Below are 21,279 nucleotides of genomic sequence, written 5' to 3'. Positions count from 1 at the left end.
ATCACTCTTCAAGCGCCATTCGGAAAACAATCTCTGACGCCAGCCGCAGCGCTTCGTATTCTTCAGGCGAGTCGCGGCGGAACTGTAAATCGGCATCACTCAGTTGAACGGGCGGGAACAACTGATTGCGGTCCGGGAAAAATTCCTGCTGAAAATCAGTGTCCTGTGCGGCCAGGTATTCGTCCAGCCACAAACGCTCTTTCGGTTCAAGCACGTCATTTCGCCGGATCATTACCGGGTCGTCGACAACACGTCGCCGCAGTTGTCGGGTTCGCTGGCGCCCGATGGACCGGGCCATGATCCCGAAAGCCTCGCTTGCCGCGCGGGACTGTGAAGGATTGGACGGCAGATTTGCCGTGCTACCCTTGGGAAGCGTGACACCAATGCGTGACATGAAATCGTCCACGATATTCCCGTTGGCCATTACGGACCGATCATACAGGAAAGGCGCGACCGTCACGCCGGGAAACGCGCGTCGGATTCGGGTCAGCATGGCGCTGTAACTCAGCCGCTCGGGGTTTTCGGCGATCTCGTCCAGACGAGCGCGGATGTATCGCGTTCCGCCAGCGGGCAAGCGGCCATTCTTTGCTCGCTGCTTATAGTCCGCCTCCCAAAAGTCGGAATATCGCCGACAGTAGAAGGTAATGCGCATCTGCCGAGCCGGAATATCGGAAAAAATCTGCGCCAGCCGGTCCAGATCCACGGAATAAAGCATCTCGGACGAGACCAGGCAGGTCTTATCCTTGTGCGCCTCGTATTCCAAAGCCATGGCTTCGCGGAACCCGTCTGTCGGCTGCTGCGTCTGGTTTATGTGGAAGGCGATGATATTGTGGCTGATCGTCAGCCGGCTGTTTTCGTGGCGCCGGCGACCGGTTTCCATATATCGCAGCCCGGCCTTGTCCAGCATACCGCCGTTCGTGCGAACAAAACCCTGCAAGGCGGTGGTGCCGGTCTTGGGCATCCCGATATGAAGCCAAAGCATCAGGCGTCTCCGCAAACCTGAAAAAGAACCGTCATCCCACCTTCCCGGCTACGGCACCGTCAGTCATCTGCTGCATCAGATCCTGCATCTCTGGGACTTCCCGCAGCTGCGCGATTTGCTGACGGTGAAGATCACAGGTCAGGTGATGCAGTCGAGCGGTTTCAGGGTCAGAAAGCATGTCGTAGTAGAATTCGCGTTTGCGGTCAGCGACGACGTCGATCGCGCTGTCCGTCTCCGCATTCTGGTTCATCATGTTCCAGTATTCCATCCCTAGGCTTTCGCCCAGATGATGAGCGCGACCGCGCATCTTCTTGACCAGATAGCTTTCGCAGGACTTCAGCGCGTAATGGTTGACCTGAACGAACTCGTACCCGACGGAATCGCGAGCGGACCGCCAGCTTCTTTCGTAATAACGGTCGGGCATCAACTGACCCGATCCGTTGTACCAGTGGCATTCCGTCATGGTTTCGACCGTAGGGCGCTTGGGTCGGTGAACCCCCAACCCGTCCCAGAGTTCGCGCTGAAACATGGTCTTGAATCCCCACGCCTGAAACGGCCGGATGGTCATTTCGCGCGCGGCCTGTCTGAACTGATCCGACAGGAACCGATCCTCGTAGCGCACAACACCCGCATTTCCGAACAACCGCCATGTCATCGAAATCGTGCGAGCGTCCGGAATAGCCTCGGTCAGGGCGCGCAGTGTGTGATCTCCGGTCTTGACCACGATCTGTTCATCCGCGTCGATCACGACAACCCAGTCTTGCGGGCGGGCAACTTCCATTTTCAGAAACGTGTTATAGGCCCGTTTCTGCGGGCTGGTCTTCCGGCGTGAATTGTTGTCGACATGGGTCAGAATTCCACGCTCGTCCAACCTTTGCAGCAAAGCGTCCGTCCCGTCGGTACAGTCATTGGTCATAACCACTTGATGATCGACACCAATGGCCCGGTTATGCGCCACCCATTCCAGAACAAACGGCCCTTCGTTCTTCATCGGGGTCACGCTGACAAAGCGTGGGTCCTGTTCATTCATGACTGACTGCCCTTTGTTGGTTTTATTGTCCCGGTTTCGGCGGATACATCACCTGTTAGTCCTACATGAGTTTTCACATATTTGAACCTTCCTTCAAGCCGCCCAAACGCTGTCATCCTCCCGTCCGGTCAGGTTTCTGTTCGTTTCAGTTGATTGGCGAACCGCTTGTATGGCGGGCAGAGGTCCCTTGCCTTGCGCAGATATACCGCGGCTTTTTTCTTGTCCCCCCGCCTCAGCAACAACTGACCGGCCGCCCCCTGAATCGCCGCTGTATTGTCGTCAAGATCCGCCGCCTCGATGATCTGGTTTTGCCCCTGCTCGGACGCGCCGATCCGTTCCAGCAAGCCACCCATGGCAAACACCAGAAATGGATTTCCCGGATCATTTCCAACAGCCTCAGCCATCTTGAGCCGCGCCTGAGAATAATCACCATCCGCCTCGTACAGCTCGGCCAAACGTTTGAGATACAGCGTGTTTTCAGGGCGAAGGCCTGATACGTTCCGGGAAACATCTATTGCTTTTTCCAACGGTAGATCATCCAGCCGGTACCGAAGGATCGTAGAAAAGCTCTGGTACTCCGGGCTATCCAGCGGCACCTGCAACTTCTCCGACAGGTTTTGCATGTTTCCCAGCCAATCCTGCAACAAAACCAACCTGTCCCTGCTCGAATTCAGCCGGCGCGCCTTTTGGTCGAGTGCGAGATCGCTCCAGTCCAGCAAGATCACGTCAAAGTTGCACGGAAGGCGTGACAATACCCGACGCTGAGCGACATGGGCATTGAAGTTGAACCAGGATCTGCGGACCGCCTTTTGAATGGTCCAGTCCACAGGCGGCATCGCCCGATAAGAAACCTGATCCCGAAACACCAGTCGCGATCCAAATATGATGACGTCGGGCCTCAACGGTTTTGCCCAGAAGGACCTAGTGAACGCCTGTGCTGCAAGCCACCGCTTTTTCTGACTTCCCAGAATTGCGGCCTGCAATGCACAGGCTACGGCATGATCCTCGGGCCAGATATGGGGGTTTTCCAAAGCCTGCTCTGTCAGCTTCAGCGCCTCTTTCCAGCGGCGCAGGTAAAAGTAGTTCAGCGCATTCAACAAAGGCAGGAACGCGTTGTCCGCCCCGGCTTCAAGCAAAGACTCCGCAAACTGGCGTGACTCTTCTGCCCGGTCTTCAGCCTGGAGCGAGAACAAGTGGAAGGTCGCCTTGGCGTAGATATGTGCAGCCTCTGACGCGTTGATAAATCCGTTCGCCCCCTTGCGCAGCCGATCCACTGTCTTTTCGTTGGCCTCACTTATTTCCTGCGGGGACAAAACATCGCGAAACATCTTGTTCTCTTGCCCGGAAAGCCTGGCCGCCGCCATCGAAAATGCCGATACTGGGGGGGCAACCACTTGGTCCGCCCGGGACATTGCATAAAGCTCTAGAAAATCACGCTTGGCCCGGGTCATCTCTGACAGATCTGCAATGTCCGACATCCGCATCAGTTGCGGATAGCGCTTCTGAAACCGGGTGATCAGTTCTGGCTGATCCGAAAACATGATCGCCGGATTGTCGGCGAACTTGTCCAGATGGGCTTCGTACAGCTCTTCGGTCTCAATCTTTGCGGGCCAGGTTGAGTGTTTCCACGGCAACCCGTTCAGAATGTCGCCCCGGCGGATATGGTAGGCTGACACCCCCTGCCCTGACAACGCCTGGTCCGCACGGTCCATGATGGCGCGGATTTCGTCGGTGAAGCCGATCCGGTGAATGAACTCTCGATAGCGGGGGCGGATCGTTTCAATGTCTTCCCAGGGGAACGCCAGAATCTGGAACCCCTCCTCGACCAGAACCGCACGCCCGGCGTCCAGATGCTTGATCAGCCGGTCCGGTGTCTTGTCGTTCTGAAATTTCCAGATCGGTTGGGCTTTTTGTGACAGCGCCTCGAACGCGTCGGTATCTAGGAAATGGTCCGCCATCCACGCTTGGGAAAACAGTTCTTGTGGATGTTCCAACTCAGGTGCATCCGCGCCTTGCGGGAACCAGTTCACCCGATAATCAGTATCGAAATCCTCGGCCAGGCGGATACATGTCAACAACATCAACAGGCGCGCGCCCATCCTGTCCTTGCGTTGACCGATGAAGACCCCCCTGCCTGGGGTCATGAGGTTGCCTGGGCAGTGTCGGCAGCCGCTTGTCTGCGAAGGGCACGAAACCTCTGACGTGCTGCGTGTGCCAGTTTCGGATGCCGGTCACGGCTCATCTCTTCCAGTCTGTTCATGTAGACCGGCAATCGCTTGCGCGCCCGGATCATCCGAAAAAAATCTGCGGCCTCAAGCGAGCCGTCCATCGCACCCAGCATAACCGGCTTGAGCAAATCGAGCTTTCGCAGCATCGGGGCCGCGAAATGGTTCGAACACCAGGTCTTCAGCGGGATGACATTTCCCCCCTGCAAGCGCGCCGCCTGCTGCCGGTCCAGATCGAAAAAGGGATCAAAGGCCACATAAACCCGTTTCGCAGTTTTAATGGTTTCAGCAGTATCGCTGAGCGGCAGATCCCAGTCCTGAACCCGACCGAACCGATATCGGGTTTCCCACGGCACCAGCCGTTCGTCCAACGTTGTCTGCGGGTTGAAGGCAATCACCGTCGACCCAGGCACCAAAGCGGAAAACGCCAGTGCGCCGTAGCCCCCCATGGATGCACCGACAAAAACCACCTGATCGAACTGGGCAAAAAAACCTTCGCGGGCCTTTCCTTCCAGATACGAAATGATTTCCGTGTCGCGATACCAGGCCTTGGTCCGGGCAAACACCCCAAGATGAGACCACCCTTCGTCCCTGAAAAACTTCCAGCCCCATGGTTCGCGCGCAAAAGACAGGTCGTTGGCATTGGCAATGTTGTCAAAGCTTACAATCAGGCGAGAGGTCGATCGGTGGTGAAACAGAAACGCGTGGCGTTCAAGTTTCTGCAGAAAGCCCCTGCCTTCGCCGCCCGGATACAGTTCCACAAACCATGGCGGTGCGGGGTCGGTCAGGATGCGTTCGTACCCTGTCTTGCGGTCAGGGTGTTCGGGCTTCAGTTGCTCTTTGGACAGGTCGGTCATGATGCTCAAACAAGATTGTCCGCAAGCCAGGACCGGAAGTCCACCCAGTCCTTGCGCATTTTGATTTCCTGAACTTTCGCCGTGTGCCAGTTGCAAGCCTGTTCGTGCAGGCGGGCCAATTCCTCATCCGCCTTCAACTCGGTCAGCAAGGGCGCGGCGCGGCGGGCCGCCGGCAGGATGGACTGATCCATCTCTTTGTTGGCATTCATATCCATCCAGTAGGATTGCCCCTGATCCACCTTGATGTGATTGGTTCTTCCCCGATCCCGCTTGATCAAAAAACCGTCCATCGACCGGACCGAGTAGTGGTGAATCCGACCAAAGCTGTGATCGAAGTTTCGCCAGGCTCGCCAGCCGACCTTCGCCGCAGGGAACAGATTGCCGCTGGCATCCGACCAGGCAATGTCGTCCTCTTTTCCTGCTTCGATGCCTTTTGGTCTGTGTGGACCGAACCGGGTGAATTTTCCGTTATTGCGAAACAGCGTCTTCAAGCCGAAAGCACGGCTGGAGTGATACGGGAATTCCATATCCGCCATCACAAACGCCTCGGTCACGGGCCGGTCTTCAAAGCTGATGTTTCCGGCGCTGCCAAACAGCTTCCACGCAAACGAGATTGCATCCACTGGCTGCCCCGCGCGATGTTCCACCTGGGAAATCAGCGCGCCAAAGCTGTTGTCACCGCAACGGATGTTCCAGAATTCATCGACATCCAGACACAATAACCAGTCAGACTCCTTGACTTTGGGCTGGCGCCGCGCCCGCCGCAACATCTGGTGCTGAGGGTTTCCCCCTTCTTTCACCTCGTTCGACACATGTGTCGCAAGCCCCAGATCCTGCAACCTGCGGGCCATTTCGTCAGTACCGTCCTCACAATCGTTGGTGAATATCACGAAGTGGTCGATGCCCAGACTCCGATGAAAAGCCACCCATTCAAGCATATAGGGGCCTTCGTTTTTCATCGTCGTAAAGATGGTAATGGTCTGTGACATTCAAGCCGTTCCCAATCTGAATTGCCCACTGTCTTACACAAGCACGCAGAACGGGGCGAGACGGGAATCGAGCAAACCGGCAATCCCGAACAAACTGATGCACCTTCGCACTCGCCTTTGAAAGGGATTGGATACCAAAAGTATCCCAAGCAGCCACCAGATCCATAAGATCTGCACTCAGCCAAAAACAGCACCAAACGTTCATCAAATCGACAAGGTGAAAGCCTTCAGATTGTTGCTCGGTGTACTTTGCGCTAACGCACGCCTTGAACCGAAGTCTCAATGCCGCGTGGGGATTGGTGTGTCTGACCCGGCACCAGCAAAGCCGCCACGTTGCGCCCGAATTCGCGGGTTCGCGCTTCAACGGTGTCAAAACTGAATTCAATGATCAATCCAAACGGAGCAACGCAAAGCACGACCAGAACCGCGATAGGAACGGAAAAACTGCTTTCAACGCCGGGATAAAGTTCAACCCACATCACTTTGACCAGCGAGAATATCAAGATGTGCCACAAGTAAATAGTATAGGATCGGGACCCCATATAGTTCACTGCCCGGACTGGCCATCCAGCGAGCTGCAAAGCTCGCTCATTAATTATTGCCGTGAACACGCACAGCGCGCACCCGATGCTTGTGAGCGTGCTGGCAAATGGTCCGGGTCCGAATACAGCAGGGCTTCCCAAGGCCATTAGCAAACCCAGTCCCGTGGTCAAAACAGCCACGACCCTGTTGCGCGGGATTTGATAGCGTGCCTTTAGCACAGGGACTGTGAGATAGAGAAAGCATCCCCAGATCACGCCGTCCAGCCGAAACCACCATGCCAAATCGCAAACATCCGTCCGCTGCAAAAAGGAAAATATGGCCAGAAAAATCGCACACCCAAAAACCAGACGTTGCTTGCGCAGCACCACAACAACCAATATGGGCCAAAAAAAGTAGAACTGTTCCTCCAGCGACAAGCTCCAAAAATGCGCAAGCAGAGAGATTGGTTGCCCATTTTCAATCTGCACAAACCCCCAAAGGTTCAGCCATTGGGTCAAGGCGGCAAAAGCCGCGTATCCTGTATGCTCGATGCCGCCATACTGTGTGTAGAAGTCTGACCCGGACAAAAGAACAACCGAGGCGAATGTCAACAAAACGACGATTGCCGCCGCAGGAATTAGGCGGAAAAACCTTCTGATCCAAAACCGAAGCAACAACTCCTTGGCCGAGTATTTTCCGGTTTCCAGTTCTTTAAAAATGGAAAGTGAGATTACGTACCCGCTGATTACGAAAAACAGATCAACGCCAGCACCGAACTGCAGTCGAGAGGTATAGTCATAGGTAAGCTGCGTCCAAGGCATCAGAAAGGGCAGGTGCGCGATCAGGACCAAAAATATCGAAATCCCTCGAAGGGTCTCGATATCAATGTTCTTTTGAACGGAGTGCTCCATTTTCGCCTCAGTAAGTACTGCTTGGTTTGTAGGTTTCGCGATGCCCGTTGCCCATAACCGACAGTTGCGGTCAACACCAGTCTTTCAGGCTTCCGGATACACATCATTTCGCGAGTGCGACGAAGTCTCTTTGATCGTCGCACCAGAACACAGAGAAGGCTCCTATTTGACCAGATTGCCTGTCAAATAAAGCCTAAACCGGGTATTTTTCAGATGGAGAAACTGTAGGGTGGCTACAGGTTGGTCCGCAACAGCGCAAATGAACGTTAGTTATTGTAACTTATCTATTTTCGTTGAAAAAGTGGTGCGATCGAGAGGCACCATGTTACCCCCGCTAAATGTTGCAAGTAACCCTTACCACTTTGCTGCGGTGTGTTTTGCGGATGCCGACCGTCTCGGATTGGGTCAACATGTAGCAACCAACCTCCCACAAGATGGGGGCCTGGACGGCATAGCAATCAGCAGCACATATCAAGAACACGAAGAACGGCACGATACTACAGAACGGTGACGGCCTGTTGTGCTTGAAGGGCCAGAGCAATAGCAAGCGGGGACACGGTCAACCTCTCGACGGTAGCTGATCAAAATCGGGCTGGGTCCTCACCCCAAAGTCTCACTTACGAAAGCCCAAGAACAAAATGCAATGGGCCGGCGTCCTTGCCATGGGCAATAGATCGCACATCAGAGCGTGAATGGATGCGCGAAGAAGCCGAGGCCAACAGAAACGACGCAGCATTTGAAAACCGGGCCTGACGGTACTCTAGGCCAGACCGGAACGTCTGTACGACGACAGGGCAGCCTTACGCTATCGCTCCACGTCATCGACAATTAAGGAAAGCGCCGGGTCTTCGTCACTCACATGACCCGTTTCGAATCCAGTTCACTATCACGTAAAAGGGTTTGTTTCTTCGGGCAAAAGTCTGAGCAATTCACACGCCGACCCCTCTTTCGTCAGCCAAGACGCTTCGAACACCTGTAACAAGCTTGCCTTGTCAACAAGCATAACCGTTGAGCTTTCCGCCAGCTTGGGCGTTCCGATTTAACAGGTGCAATAGTTCGACCTGATTGGACGTTCCGGTTTTAGAGAATATTGAACTGAGGTGTGAACGAACAGTTGCGGGGCCAACCGAAAGAGTTTCCGAGATTAGCTTTACTGTCATTCCTTCCCTCATCATCGCACAAACCCGGAACTCGCATCTGCTGAGCGCCGCCGGGTTCTGAGGATCAAGGATCGGGACATAGTCGCCGCCGCTGTCTTCGGCCAGACGATGGCTGCGGGGCTGCTCGGACTTTGCAGAAATCGCACCGGGCAAACGATTCTTCCATCCAGACGAAAGAGTTGAAGTCAAAACAGCTAACAAATCCAGATCGGGTCCCAGAGGGCTGACACTGTAGTGCAATTCAATGTAGTCGATATGTGACGCGGTTGTCTCAAGCGGAACCACAATGACCTCGACCAACCCTTCAGGTTTATGATATTGATAGCGAGACATTGGTGCCGCACCGGATAGCATCATATCCGTTAATGTCCAGATAGATCCCGGCTTTGCATTTGAGATGCAATCCCCGAAAACCAATTCCGCTTGGGTTTGAGGTTGCGACGGCCATATCTTCCCTTGTTGGACGCAACACCGTGCAATGTGCTTAACTTTCCAACCAGCTTTCGAAACCCTGACAATTAAAAGCGCATCCGCATTTAGCAGACGCATTAAAAAATTTGCTGCATTTAGAATAGAGCCATTGTTATTTACGGCCCGCGTCCACTCCATCACGAAGTTAAAACTGTCCTTCGCGTGGGTGCTCTTAACAAAACTGACACTCATACCCCACAACCCAACTAGATAAAAAAATCTTCGAACCAAACACGTCCGAACCTGGACGACAAATTTGTTCTACACGTAATCCATGAGCAACCGATTTCACCGCGCAGGGCGCACATCCGCGTTCAAACGGGCCACAAGCAGATTACTATAACTCATTCATATTTATCAATTTTTTTCAAATATCTGCATATTCTCAACTACCAAGCTCCTTCCAGAGAAAAATTTCCACACCCCAAAACTGGCTATCAAATTGATTACAATTGAAGCCTTGGCCGAGCCATTGTTGACAGCCGAGATGATTCTTTCGCGCTTTAACGCCCTGTTAATGCTGGGTTAATTCTTTTAATCCTTTAAGTGATAGCAACATACAACTTACATCCTTTGCGTGTAATATATTTACCTTTGAGGGAAGGATGCTGCTTCCCTCGCCCCTATTCTGATTCCAAGCTAAAGCAGTTTTTGCCTGGCTTGCGCTGCATTACTGTGGAGCGTTGAAACTAACTTAACCTTTTGGGGGAAATAATGATCAAATTTGTGAAGAAGTTTGCTAAGAACGAAAGCGGTGCGGCAATTGTTGAGTACGGACTGGCCCTTTTGGTGGTCGCCTCGATTGCAGTCGGTGCATTTTCGTATCTGGGCACTACCACCAATACAAACGTGACTGGTGCCTGTGCTGCTTTGGGCAGTGCAACCTGCTGACCGAAACCAGGTCAGAACATCAAAGAATTCTGCGCCCTCACTCAAGTTTGGCGGCGCAGAATTTACCGCCAGGAATTTCGCAAAAACAGGAAAACCGAAGTTCCGTATTTGAGTGCGAGACTTTTGGAGAGAGATATGCGTATCAGACCAATCATTTCTACGCTGTTTGGAATTGCGATAGCTTCCGGTTCCGTTTACCTGGCGAAAGACCATATTCAGTTCAAGGCCAACACGGCAAGCGTGTCGCCTGATGCAGATTTGGTTGAAATTTATGTGGCCCGATCGGAGATCGCATTTGGCCAAACGATCGAAGCTCACAACGTTACGATCCACCCCTGGCCGCGCGAAGCACTTCCGGCCGGAGTTTTCACGGAAATCGACGTTCTTGTTCCCGACAACCGCCGCCAGTTGCGCCGCGCCAAAGGGCGGTTCTACCCTGGCGAAGTGATGCTGCTTTCAAAGGTTTCGAACTTTGGTGAAAAAGTCACGCTGGTTCAGAAACTTGGAGAAAACACCCGCGCCATGGCGATCGAGGTCGATGCCGTGACTGCGGTTGGCGGATTTGTCACGCCGGGCGATCATGTAGACATCGTCCTGACACAAGGTGCGAAGCAGGAACTTCGCGCGGTGACCATCTTGCAGAACATCCGCGTGATTGGCGTGGATCAGCAGTCAGAGGAACTCAGCGATCAACCTGAGATCGCCCGGACGATAACCGTTGAGGTCACTCCACAGCAGGGACAACGTCTGGCGCTGGCTCAAAAGGCCGGAACACTGAGTCTGACGCTCAGAACACTGGATAATGTTGAAGATGAACCCATGGAAATGGTTCGCCTGCGCGATCTTCTGCAGGAAGAAGGCCCGGTGGAGAAAGTCGAAGCTCAACCAACTGTAACGGTACGTCGGGGAACCGAGACCGAGGTTGTAACCATCCAAAGGCAGCTCAACGAAGCGGAAGAGAGAACAGACGCCGAGCCTGTCACCGAACTGGAAACGCCCCCCCAGAAAGATGCTCAGCTTGCACCGGCGGTCGCGTCGCCGCAGGTCAAACCTCGCGCTCGAACGATAAAAATCAGCCAGGCACCCAGCCAGTAAGCCCTGCCATGCGAGTAGCTGCTTTCATATCCGATTTCATCAAGGATGACCGTGGTACGGTAGCAATCCTGTGGGGCACCGCCTTGGTCGCTTTCCTCGGCTTCTTTGCGATCACTCTGGATGTTGGCCGGTTGAACTCTACCCATGCCGAGCTTCAGTCGTTTGCGGACAACGTGGCCCTGGCTGCGGCCGCTGAGCTGGACGGACAACCTAATGCGATTTCGCGGGCCACAAATGCGGCGGCAAATCTGATTAGTGACAGTCAGACATTTGCGAATGGTAGCGCCGCGCTTTCAGGTTCATCTGACTATACCCTCTCGTTCCACTCCGCGCTTCCTGCTTCAGATCTTACGCCGCTCGGCGCGGACCTCACTACAGACCCGCGTCAAGCAAAGTTCGCGCACGTCGTGTTAACACCGAAATCGCTGAGCATGAGCCTTGCTTCCGCACTGGACAAAATGCTTGGAGGGAGCGGTTTCTCGGCGGCCAGCGTTTCGGCCGAAGCGGTGGCCGGATACTCGAAAGCCGCGTGCGATATTTCACCTCTGATGTTCTGCCTTCCGCCGAATTGGGAGTCCACTCTGACAGTCGGCGATCAAATCCTGCTTCGCAGTGGCGGCAACGGTACTGCCTGGGGACCCGGTAATTTTGGCTTCATCGATCTGGCAAACTTCCAGGACACCTCGGGTGTGTGCGCAGACGAAGGTGGCAACAAACTGGCGTGCCTCATCGCGGCGCAAAGCCAGATTACTCAGTGCATTCTCACCAACGGGCTGGACACGGAACCAGGGCAGAAAGTCGGTATTACTAACGCGGCATTCAACGTGCGTTTTGACATCTACCGCTCTGTTCTCAATGGCGAGAAAAACAACATAGATTTCGCGCCGGCGCCGAACGTGATCAAGGGCATTGAAAAGAACGGTGGCGGCTCTTGCATTCAAGGCAACGAACAACCGACACCCGATACAACCGGCCTTGGTCGCGACCTGTGCATGGCGGCGGGTACCTGCGGCGGAAACAACCGTTTCGGCGATGGCAACTGGGATCGGGCCGGCTACCTGAACCGGAACCACGATCTGGCCGATGGGCTGGCAGACGGTGTTGGCAGTGACGCTCACCTGCCCCTGTTGTCAGGGTCGAATTCAGTATTCGCGGGCACGCGATACGGGATGTATCTTCGGGAAATTGCCTACGGGAATACAAACCCTTACGCAGCACCAAACGCAAACGCCATCCTTGATCCTTCGCTTGCCGAAACCGGCCGCCCAATGTGTTCAAGCCATATGTCGAATGACCCGGCGCGGCGCGTTGTAACAGCGGCCGGCGTTGATTGCGCACAAAACGCTGTTTCCGGTTCGACGACCGGGGTTCCCGTAACAAAATTCGTTGCCGTCTTCCTGACGGAACCGGTGGGCGATGATGGCAGCTCGCCACCCAGTTTTGACATTCACGGCGAGGTCGTCGGCTTCCCGGATGTCACCGGTGTTGGAAGCGGCGGTAATGGCTTCGGTGGCATCTTCCGCGACGTCGTACAGTTGTATCGTTAAAGGCGCACGTTCATGAGTATGAGGCACAGATTTCCTTTCAGACGTTTCGCCAGGAACGACGACGGCGCAATCCTTGTCGAGTTCGGCCTTGTTATGCCGGTCATGTTGCTTCTATTGGCCGTAACTCTGGAGTCGGCGCGCCTTATGTGGTCGTACCAGTCGGTTATTGCCGGTGTGCGTGATGCCAGCCGCTACTTGTCGCGAGTTACACCTGCAGATATCTGCACATCCGGTGGCTCTGTTGCGGGGCTGACCACGACTTTGAAAAACATTGTTGAGCAGGACATCAAAGGTAATAACCTGTTTCCGTCCAGCGTGACGGTCAATTCCGTGACGCCAAGCCTGTCTTGCGTGTCCGGCACCTATCGAATGAACCCCGCCCCTGTTGGCCAGGTGAGTGCCAATATCACCATTCAGTTTCCGCTGGGCGGCATCCTGACGCTGTTCGGCAGCGGTGCGACATCAGTGACCACGGACGTCGCTGATACATCGCGGATTTTTGGCCAATGAGACGCCTGCTGGATATCCACGCGCGTTTGCGACAGAGCGGTCGCTCATTCCTGCAAGAGCAGCATGGTGGCGTTCTGGTCGAATTTGCTCTGGTCGTGTCGTTGTTTTCTTTCCTGTTCCTTGCACTGTTGGACTTTGGCAGGCTTTCGTACAGTGGAGTGAACGCACAAAAAGCAGCACAGTTGGCCGCTCGTATCGCCGTGGTGCGTCCACCTGCGTGTTCTGGCGTTCCGCAAACCCACACGCGAGGGGCATCCACACTCCAACCCCGTTTCGGCACCTCATGCAGTGCCTCGGTCGGCATATGCGCCGATCCCATGACCTCTACGTGTTCGGGTATCGCCACCAACGCCACTGCGTCGGAAATCTGGGATCGCGTCAGTCCGCTTCTGCCACCGGGCACAACCATCAGCGCACTGCAATTTTCCTATGATTTCAATTCCAATCTGGGTTTCCTGGGCGGCCCTTACACACCCATGGTCACTGTTGAACTGAACCTGAGTGATTTTCAGTTCGTGTCGCCTCTGGCCGCTTTGGCCAACGCCGCGGGTGCGACAAGCAGCACAATCTCTTCGACAGCCGGCTATTCCAATTTCAGCGTCTCGCTGCCTGCTGAAGACCTTGCATTAGGAGAGTCAGGGTAATGAGTAACCACGTTTCAGATCTCAAGTCACAATCGGTCATGCTTCTGTCAGCAGGAGAAACAATCGCGCAGGCGGTCGCAAACGCGTTTCCCGCTGTAAGAGAAAACAAAGTTTCTGAATTGGCTGGCTCGTTCAAAACACTGAACGGAACCGCCCGCGAAATGGCGTTCAAGCATGACGTGGTGATATTTGAAATCGACCCGGATGACTCGGGCGAGGTACAAGCCGTCGAAGAACTGCTGACGCATCGCGATGATGACACCTTGTTCGTGGCGCTGACGCAGAATGATCTTTCGATCACCAAAGCCCGTGAACTGCGGAAAATTGGTATCGACGAAGTGCTTCCCTTGTCGATCGATGGCGAGGGATTGAAAGCTGCGGTCAGTGAAAGAACCATATCGCGCACCGTTCCGCAGCTTCCGACCAGGAACGGTCTGTCTGCTCTGGGTCGGGTTATCCCGGTTGCAAAATCCCGTGGCGGTATCGGCGCGTCTACTGTTGCGGTGAACCTTGCGTGCTCGCTGGTGGGCAGCAAGGGCTCCTTGTTTCGGAAGACTGAGAAAAAACGCGTCGCACTTTTGGACTTCGATCTGCAATTCGGAAACGCAAACGTGTTTCTGGATCTCGAAGACAACGGAGGGTGCCTTCAGTTCATCGAAAACTCGGATGAGCCCGATGACCATTTCCTGTCATCGATCCTTCAGAGCCACAAACTCGGCATCGACGTGCTTTGCGCGCCTGCCCCTTTGGTTCCGCTTCAGTCGATACATACGAACCTTCTCGAAGGTATGCTCGATCTGCTTCAACGTCGTTACGACTATATTGTCATCGACCTGCCCTGTGCCGTTGTCGAATGGGTCGAACCCATTTTCAAGCGTGCGACCCAGCTTGCGCTGGTTACTGACACAACCGTGCCATGCGTGCGCCAAGCGCGACGTTTGATTGATTTCTACCGCGAAGCCAATGTCTCTCTTCCGGTCGAGGTTATTGTGAACCGCGAACCTAAGACTCTGCTCAAGCCGGGGCACGTTCGCGAGGCAGAGAAAGTCCTGAAAACCAAGCTGAAACACTGGCTGCCCGAGAACCACAAGGTCGCCCGCAACTCAGTCGATCTTGGGCGTCCCATCGTGGACATGAAGCCAGGATCCGACCTTGGCAAAGCCCTGACAAAACTTGCTGGCGCGATGTCTGAAGACGTTCGGCCCGTGGCGACAAAAACGACTTAAAAAAGGAGATCACAGTGTTCAATGAGTATAGATCACGCAAGGCTGCATCCAATTCGAATGTCTTGGTCCTTGAGCAGCCAATCGAAGTGCCCAGGCCCAAGGTGATTCCGGAACCCGTGGACGTTGATCTGCAAGCGCATCTGGAGCTCAAAAGCCGCTTGCACGGCGAACTTCTTGACCGGCTAAACTTGTCCGTGATCGACAAGGTTGAGCGGTCGGAGCTGAAACGTCAGATCGCATCGTTGGTGACAGGCCTGATCGAGGCGGAAAACCTTCATTTGCGGTCCGAGGCTTTCACATCACTGGTCGACGAGTTGATTCACGAAGTGATGGGGCTGGGTCCGCTGGAACCACTTCTGGAAGACCCGACGGTCAACGACATTCTGGTCAACTCATATGATCAAGTCTACGTGGAACGCTTTGGTTTGTTAGAAGAATCGACGGCACGCTTTCGCGATGAACGCCATCTGCTTCGGATAATTGACAAGATCGTCAGCAAAGTCGGTCGTCGCATTGATGAATCCCAGCCATGGGTCGATGCGCGCCTGGAAGACGGCAGCCGTGTCAACGCAATCATTCGCCCGTGTTCCGTGGACGGGCCTGCGCTGTCGATCCGCAAATTCTCGCGCAATCCTTTGACGATCGACAAGCTCGTTCAGCGAGAAAGCATGAACGGCCAAGCTGCCAAGCTTCTGGAGGCGCTGGTCGAAGCAAGGTTGAACATCTTGATTTCCGGTGGCACCGGTTCCGGCAAAACAACGATGCTGAACGCCGTTTCATCCTTTATCGACGGCAATCAGCGTATCGTAACAATCGAGGACGCCGCCGAACTTCAGCTGCAACAAAGCCATGTGGTTCGTCTGGAAACCCGCCCCCCAAACTCGGAGGGCCAGGGCGTGATCACTCAACGCGATCTGGTGCGCAATGCGCTCAGGATGCGGCCGGATCGCATCATTGTCGGGGAAGTTCGTGGGGCTGAATGTTTTGACATGCTTCAGGCCATGAACACCGGCCATGACGGGTCGATGACGACCGTTCACGCAAACTCAGCGCGTGATGCGCTCAGTCGGGTGGAACAGATGGTGACTATGTTGGGGGCAGAATTGCCCATCAAGACCATCCGGTCTCAAATCGCTTCGGCCATCCAAATCGTGTTGCAACTGAGCCGCCTCAGCGATGGCACACGCAGGGTCGTCAGCATTTCGGAAATCACCGGCATGGAGGACGACACAATCACCATGCAGGACATCTTTGTCTTCAAACGTCGCGGAAAGTCTGAAAACGGGGATGTATTGGGAGAGTTCCTGCCGACCGGCATTCGCCCAAAATGCTTCGACCAACTGGTTGCCGCGGGCATTGATGTGGATAGCGATATGTTTATTCGCGGGGCAATGACGTCATGATTGATCTGCAACCAAATACACTGAACATTCTGATCTACATCGCGATTTTTCTGGGCATTCTGCTGGTTTACGAGGGTCTGCACCAGCTTCTGCTTCGCAGGGAAACCCAAAGCGAAGCCAGGAACCGGCGCATGAAGATGATTCAGGACGGAGCCTCAAGTGATCAAGTACTGCAAGTCCTTCGGGATCCCGCGATGCTCGCCGCCGGAGAAAAAGCCGGTCCAATAGTTCGTTTTCGCCGTTTGCTCGTTCAAGCGGGGTTAACGATCAGTCCGATATGGGCTGCCCTCGCAGTCGTGTTCTTGGCCTTGTTGACATTCGCAGGCGCGTCCCGGTTTCTCGTCCAGGAATTGGCAGCCCTTCTGAGCGCGGTTCTCGGTCTCGTTGGGCCGTTCATCGTGCTGGTCGCCATGAAGAACGCTCGATCGAAGAAGCTGACAAAACAACTGCCGGACGCTCTGGATTTGATGGCCCGGGGATTGAAGGTTGGTCATCCGGTTGCTGTTACGGTTGGAAACGTCGCAACGGACTTGCCGGATCCAATCGGCACGGAATTTGGCATCATCAAAGACCAGATCAATTACGGCGATGATGTCGCGACTGCCTTTCACGACTTTGCGCAACGCGTTGGCACCGAGGACGCAAAGTACCTTGCCGTGAGTATTGGCATTCAGCATGGAACCGGCGGCAACCTTGCGCGGGTTCTTAATATCCTGTCTCAGACCATCAGGGATCGGCACACAATGCAGAAGAAAATCAAGGCGATTTCCGCTGAAGGGCGTCTGAGCAGCCTGATCCTCACGATCTTGCCGGTAATTATCTACCTATCGATCGAAATTTCCACGCCTACCTTCTACGGCGACGTTCGCAATGACCCACTGTTTCCCTATTTCGCCTGCGTGATTGTAGGCCTGACAATTGCTCAGGGGCTCATCTTGAACCGCTTGGTTAAGTTCAAGTTCTAAAAAAAGGGCTGATGATATGGATATTATTCAAGAGTTTCTGAGTGAGCAAAGCCTCTCGCCGCAGTTCTTTTTGCTCGTCGGAGTTGCCCTTAGCGTGTTCTTTGTTGTCATGGGCCTGTCCGGGTTAACCGAGGCCGACAACACGGCGGCACAGCGCATGCGTGGAGGGTCAGTTTCAAGTGGGCACGGTCAGGATTTTGACCTCATTCAAGGCGACAACAGTGATCCGCACGGGCTTCTCAAGGCGTTCGTTCCGTCGTCGAAGAACGAACGTTCCAAGATTGGCAAGCTCCTAAGACAGGCTGGCATTCAACGAAAGCACGCCATTCGCACATACTACAGCTGTCGAGTGATTTTGGGATTTGTCCTGCCGGCCACGTTTGTCGCAGCCATGGCGCTGCCAATAGAAACCCAGGTTCAATTGGGGATCGCCGGAATATTGCAGGGTGTTACATGGATGAACACATTGCAGATTGTAACGGTGTTGATGGTATCCGGCTTCTATGGGCCCGCAATCTGGTTGCGCTATCGCATAAAGAAACGCCGCCAGGCAATTGAACACAGCCTGCCAAACGCACTCGATCTGCTGCAGGTGGCAATTGAAGCCGGTCTGGGTTTTGATGCAGCGATGATCCGTGTGTCACATGAGATGGCAAGTGCGGCGCCCGAGATTTCGCAGGAGTTCTCAATTCTTCAGCTGGAATTGCAGGCGGGCAAGGAACGACAGGCCGCCTTTCTTGACATGGCCGACCGGGTCGGAATCGACGAGTTGAGTTCATTTGCCAACGCGTTTTTGCAATCCAGCCAGTATGGCACCAGCATTTCCGCATCGTTGCGCAGGTTTGCGACTGACATGAGGCTTGATCGCGAACTACGTGCTCAGGAAAAGGCAAACCGCCTTCCAGTGCAAATGTCCGCCGTTATGGCCATGTGCATGATGCCCGTTTTGTTGTTGATTTGCCTTGCGCCAATGCTGATCCGCTGGGTGAACATGTTTGGGTGATGCAAAGCTGGTGGTAATGAGATCTTCGACTAAGCGGTCATTCCGTGGTGACTTTAGCCACATCCAGAATTCGGATATGCTCCGGTGACCTTCAGCGATTAAATTGGTGCGCGGGCACGGCTGAGCGGCCTGCCGGATGTTGATTGGCTGCTCGGGGATCGTGGCTATTACGCCGATTGGTTCCGGGAAGCGTTGAAAGACAAGGGGATACGCGCCTGCATCCCTGGCCGGAAGCAGCGGAAGAAACCGATTAAGTACGACAAGCGTCGTTACAGACGGCGCAACCGGATCGAGATCATGTTCGGCAGGTTGAAGGATTGACGGCGTGTGGCAACCCGCTATGACAGGTGCCCGAAGGTCTTCCTGTCAGCAATCGCCCTCGCAGCACTCGTTATCTATTGGCTATGAGTCCTGACCCTAATCACCATCCATATATGCAGTTTTTCAAGCGATATTCGCCGCTCGACCCTCCGACATTTCAGCCATTTCGACGGCCTTGTCTATCAAGAACAACGCCTCCATCTTGGTTTTGGCTTTAAGCATAACTTCTTCGCTAACTTGGAAGCCAATTGGCCGACCTGAAGTGGTGTCACCGGAAATTTCTTTCAATGCCTCGGGAAGCGGAGCTCCTAACTGGTCCACGCTCAAATTAATTTGATTGTCGTAGATCACCAAGAACACGCCATTTCCCCAATAGGTCGCCACTTTACGCCCTTCCTGACTAGCTGACAGAACCGCTGTACCAGCTAAAGTCATGGCACTACGGAATTCACTGACCGTGCTCGTCTCATAGATTTGTTCGGCGCCTATGCATTTCACCGCCACAAGCTTTGCAGCCATGGAGTGCATCGTTGAAAGCTGAATTACGTAGTTCTCAAATTCAGCTAACCCAATGAAACCGGGCAAATCTCCGAAACATTGCGGATCAATTAAGCGAACGTCCGGACTATTGCCAAAACACAACTCAAAATCCGCTTCAGCTTCCAGCACTTCGATTGCGGCTCTTCGTTCCGCTGCCATTCTATAGGCGTCAGACAACCTCTGCTTCAGGTCAGAGAACTCAAAAGGCTTTGTAACGTAGTCCGTTGCCCCAACTCCGAATGCTTCGTCGATGTACTCTTTTTGCACCATGGCGGTCACCATGATAATGGGCGTGTACTTGTATTCTGGTAATTTTCGCACTTCTTCGCAAAGAGTTATGCCGTTCATTTGCGGCATCTGCACATCCAGTAACAAGCAGTCGAACGCTTCGTTAGGTCGTGACAGTATTTCAATGGCCTCTGGCCCACTTCTGGCGGTGACGACGTCTTTATAACCGAACGCGTCTAGAACTCTATCTAGCAACTCCAGGATGCTAGGATCGTCGTCTACAGCAAGTATACGCATAACTTTTCACCAACCTTTTACGCCTCGCCAACCGTTGGGCATTGCAGACTTCAGGCAACGGTTGGCTGGCGCATGATACACTCAGGGTGTTCTCATCCTCTCTTACGAAGGCGGCAAAACGGTGACATAAGGTGGGCTTCCTTATGTCTGTGCATTATTTTTACCTTGTACAATTCTTCCCGTGCGAGAGCGCATACTGAAAAGCAAATCCCTCCAATTATTGATGCCATTATAACTTTGCTTCTATCAACCGTCACGACTGCCTCGAAATACTATCGGATAGCGAAACCGCGCCTGATCCATCAAAAACTTGAAAGGAATACATAAAAGAATATATATTTTTCAGTGTGTTGCCAGACATGGGGAAATAATTGGAACCTGCGGGAAAAAATAGAAGCCAAGAACTTTCTAAAGTTTTTGGTCAGGCGGCGAAGGTAACCAAAGGAAGGGAGGAGATTTAGACACACCTATCCATCTATTCGGGCAACTACCGCATAGGGTTGTGGACTTGCTGAGTTGAATCTTGCCATAAGTGTGTCGGAAATATGAGTAAAATATGGACCAACCACTCAGGTATAAGCAGACATACCCGGTCCCGGAGGGGCTTCCGGAACTGACACCTGCTAACGGCACTTCAGGCGCACCAAATACTTTGGCGCGCCTACAAATTTTTGCTGTCAATAGCAAGCCGCCAAAGCCACGTGGCAACATTGGCCATATTCGCGCGACTACACTTAATTTTCGCAATATTTACGAGCATGGCACCCTTCTGGCAAAATACCTTGAAACCAGAAAATCAATTTTCATTGACCAGTTAAAGTGGCAAGTTGGTGAAGCTGACGGGATGGAATTTGACCAATACGACACACCAGCCTGTCGATGGGTTGTGTTGCATGAATTCGGTGAGGTCTTAGGAGGTGTGCGACTTCTGCCCACGACTGCAGAGTGCGGGATATATAGTTATATGCTGCGCGACGCGCAAAGAGGTATCCTTAAAGGAATACCATCTGACGTTCTATTTATTGACGCCCCGGTAAAGCGCTCTGTTTGGGAAGCATCCCGTTTCTTCGTGGCAAAGGATGTTGCATCGTCACGCAGGCTTCCGGTTCAACAGGAGTTGTTTCACCAGATGACTACTGTCGCGATGGAAGGTGGTGCAACCAGCATCCTGGGCATCGTCCCCTCAGTCTGGGCACGGTGGTCACGGCGACTGGGCATCAATGCCTCGCCTGTCGGCGCAAAGTTTTCCATCGATGGCACCATCAGTCAGTCGGTTTTATTCAACATCCACAAGTAAATGGAACACCTCACCCACTAGATTGTCTTATTTACTCTTGGACGCCCGACGCATATTTCATTGCAACTAAGGTTGATTTTAAGACTATTGGGAAAACTCGGCTGTATTGCATTTTCGTGGGGTTTCCAGAGTCGATGCTTGGACTTCTAACCGTTGTTCAATTCC

Annotated in this window: 18 protein-coding genes and 1 pseudogene; 11 read left to right on the top strand and 8 right to left on the bottom strand. The window is 53.7% G+C overall.

The features are described 5' to 3' along the window. Position 1: 1 nt before the first annotated feature. The 7 genes from AC2FIR_RS04760 to AC2FIR_RS04730 all read right to left on the bottom strand — a co-directional run bounded on the left by AC2FIR_RS04760 (position 2) and on the right by AC2FIR_RS04730 (position 9,339). Positions 2-982, bottom strand: coding sequence for a hypothetical protein (locus AC2FIR_RS04760; protein ID WP_496744593.1), 981 nt, complete (start codon positions 980-982; stop codon positions 2-4). 31 nt (positions 983-1,013) lie between these two features. Then, entirely contained in the window at positions 1,014-2,012 is a 999-nt protein-coding gene (locus tag AC2FIR_RS04755; RefSeq protein ID WP_496744592.1) for a glycosyltransferase family 2 protein, read from the bottom strand. A 128-nt stretch (positions 2,013-2,140) separates the two neighbouring features. Beyond that, positions 2,141-4,156, bottom strand: a complete 2,016-nt coding sequence (locus AC2FIR_RS04750; RefSeq protein WP_496744590.1) for a hypothetical protein — start codon at positions 4,154-4,156, stop codon at positions 2,141-2,143. Beyond that, positions 4,153-5,103, bottom strand: a complete 951-nt coding sequence (locus tag AC2FIR_RS04745) for a hypothetical protein (RefSeq protein ID WP_496761979.1) — start codon at positions 5,101-5,103, stop codon at positions 4,153-4,155. Before AC2FIR_RS04745 ends, AC2FIR_RS04750 begins: the two co-directional genes overlap by 4 nt. Beyond that, positions 5,100-6,083, bottom strand: coding sequence for a glycosyltransferase family 2 protein (locus tag AC2FIR_RS04740; protein ID WP_170806154.1), 984 nt, complete (start codon positions 6,081-6,083; stop codon positions 5,100-5,102). Before AC2FIR_RS04740 ends, AC2FIR_RS04745 begins: the two co-directional genes overlap by 4 nt. Positions 6,084-6,337: 254 nt before the next feature. Further along, positions 6,338-7,516 carry an acyltransferase family protein gene (locus AC2FIR_RS04735; RefSeq protein WP_496761977.1) on the bottom strand — a complete coding sequence of 393 codons (1,179 nt, stop codon included), beginning with the start codon at positions 7,514-7,516 and terminating at the stop codon, positions 6,338-6,340. A 992-nt stretch (positions 7,517-8,508) separates the two neighbouring features. Then, complete coding sequence (locus AC2FIR_RS04730) at positions 8,509-9,339, bottom strand: helix-turn-helix transcriptional regulator (RefSeq protein WP_496744585.1); 831 nt, start codon at positions 9,337-9,339, stop codon at positions 8,509-8,511. Positions 9,340-9,861: 522 nt separating this feature from the next. Here AC2FIR_RS04730 and AC2FIR_RS04725 point away from each other — a divergent pair. The 10 genes and pseudogenes from AC2FIR_RS04725 to AC2FIR_RS04680 all read left to right on the top strand — a co-directional run. Then, positions 9,862-10,038 carry a Flp family type IVb pilin gene (locus AC2FIR_RS04725; RefSeq protein ID WP_170616089.1) on the top strand — a complete coding sequence of 59 codons (177 nt, stop codon included), beginning with the start codon at positions 9,862-9,864 and terminating at the stop codon, positions 10,036-10,038. 135 nt (positions 10,039-10,173) lie between these two features. Continuing rightward, positions 10,174-11,133 (top strand): Flp pilus assembly protein CpaB, encoded by a 960-nt coding sequence (cpaB, locus tag AC2FIR_RS04720; RefSeq protein ID WP_496744583.1) that lies wholly within the window; start codon positions 10,174-10,176, stop codon positions 11,131-11,133. A gap of 8 nt (positions 11,134-11,141) precedes the next feature. Then, positions 11,142-12,680 carry a TadE/TadG family type IV pilus assembly protein gene (locus AC2FIR_RS04715; RefSeq protein WP_496744582.1) on the top strand — a complete coding sequence of 513 codons (1,539 nt, stop codon included), beginning with the start codon at positions 11,142-11,144 and terminating at the stop codon, positions 12,678-12,680. 12 nt (positions 12,681-12,692) lie between these two features. Further along, complete coding sequence (locus tag AC2FIR_RS04710; RefSeq protein ID WP_496744580.1) at positions 12,693-13,190, top strand: TadE/TadG family type IV pilus assembly protein; 498 nt, start codon at positions 12,693-12,695, stop codon at positions 13,188-13,190. Beyond that, positions 13,187-13,834 (top strand): TadE/TadG family type IV pilus assembly protein, encoded by a 648-nt coding sequence (locus AC2FIR_RS04705; RefSeq protein WP_496744578.1) that lies wholly within the window; start codon positions 13,187-13,189, stop codon positions 13,832-13,834. The genes AC2FIR_RS04710 and AC2FIR_RS04705 overlap by 4 nt, the downstream gene beginning before the upstream one ends. Further along, a complete protein-coding gene (locus AC2FIR_RS04700; RefSeq protein WP_496761975.1) occupies positions 13,834-15,060 on the top strand; it encodes a CpaE/TadZ family protein in 1,227 nt (408 codons plus the stop codon). Before AC2FIR_RS04705 ends, AC2FIR_RS04700 begins: the two co-directional genes overlap by 1 nt. Before the next feature lie 14 nt (positions 15,061-15,074). Then, the gene (locus tag AC2FIR_RS04695; protein WP_480440180.1) at positions 15,075-16,463 is read left to right on the top strand and encodes a TadA family conjugal transfer-associated ATPase; all 1,389 of its coding nucleotides are present in this window, start codon (positions 15,075-15,077) and stop codon (positions 16,461-16,463) included. Continuing rightward, on the top strand, positions 16,460-17,428 hold the full coding sequence (locus AC2FIR_RS04690) for a type II secretion system F family protein (RefSeq protein WP_480910111.1): 969 nt from the start codon (positions 16,460-16,462) through the stop codon (positions 17,426-17,428). The genes AC2FIR_RS04695 and AC2FIR_RS04690 overlap by 4 nt, the downstream gene beginning before the upstream one ends. A gap of 16 nt (positions 17,429-17,444) precedes the next feature. Beyond that, complete coding sequence (locus AC2FIR_RS04685; protein WP_496761973.1) at positions 17,445-18,431, top strand: type II secretion system F family protein; 987 nt, start codon at positions 17,445-17,447, stop codon at positions 18,429-18,431. Between the two features lie 105 nt (positions 18,432-18,536). Next, positions 18,537-18,839 (top strand): annotated as a pseudogene (locus AC2FIR_RS04680) (transposase); the annotation flags it as partial. A gap of 36 nt (positions 18,840-18,875) precedes the next feature. Here AC2FIR_RS04680 and AC2FIR_RS04675 read toward each other — a convergent pair. Beyond that, on the bottom strand, positions 18,876-19,817 hold the full coding sequence (locus tag AC2FIR_RS04675) for a response regulator (RefSeq protein WP_170616387.1): 942 nt from the start codon (positions 19,815-19,817) through the stop codon (positions 18,876-18,878). Positions 19,818-20,373: 556 nt separating this feature from the next. Here AC2FIR_RS04675 and AC2FIR_RS04670 point away from each other — a divergent pair. After that, positions 20,374-21,114, top strand: coding sequence for an acyl-homoserine-lactone synthase (locus AC2FIR_RS04670; protein WP_170616389.1), 741 nt, complete (start codon positions 20,374-20,376; stop codon positions 21,112-21,114). Positions 21,115-21,279: the final 165 nt, after the last annotated feature.

The organism is Ruegeria sp. CDSB136, assembly GCF_059610965.1.
Note: the sequence above shows the minus strand (reverse complement) of the source record. Positions and strands in the feature narration are given on the sequence as shown.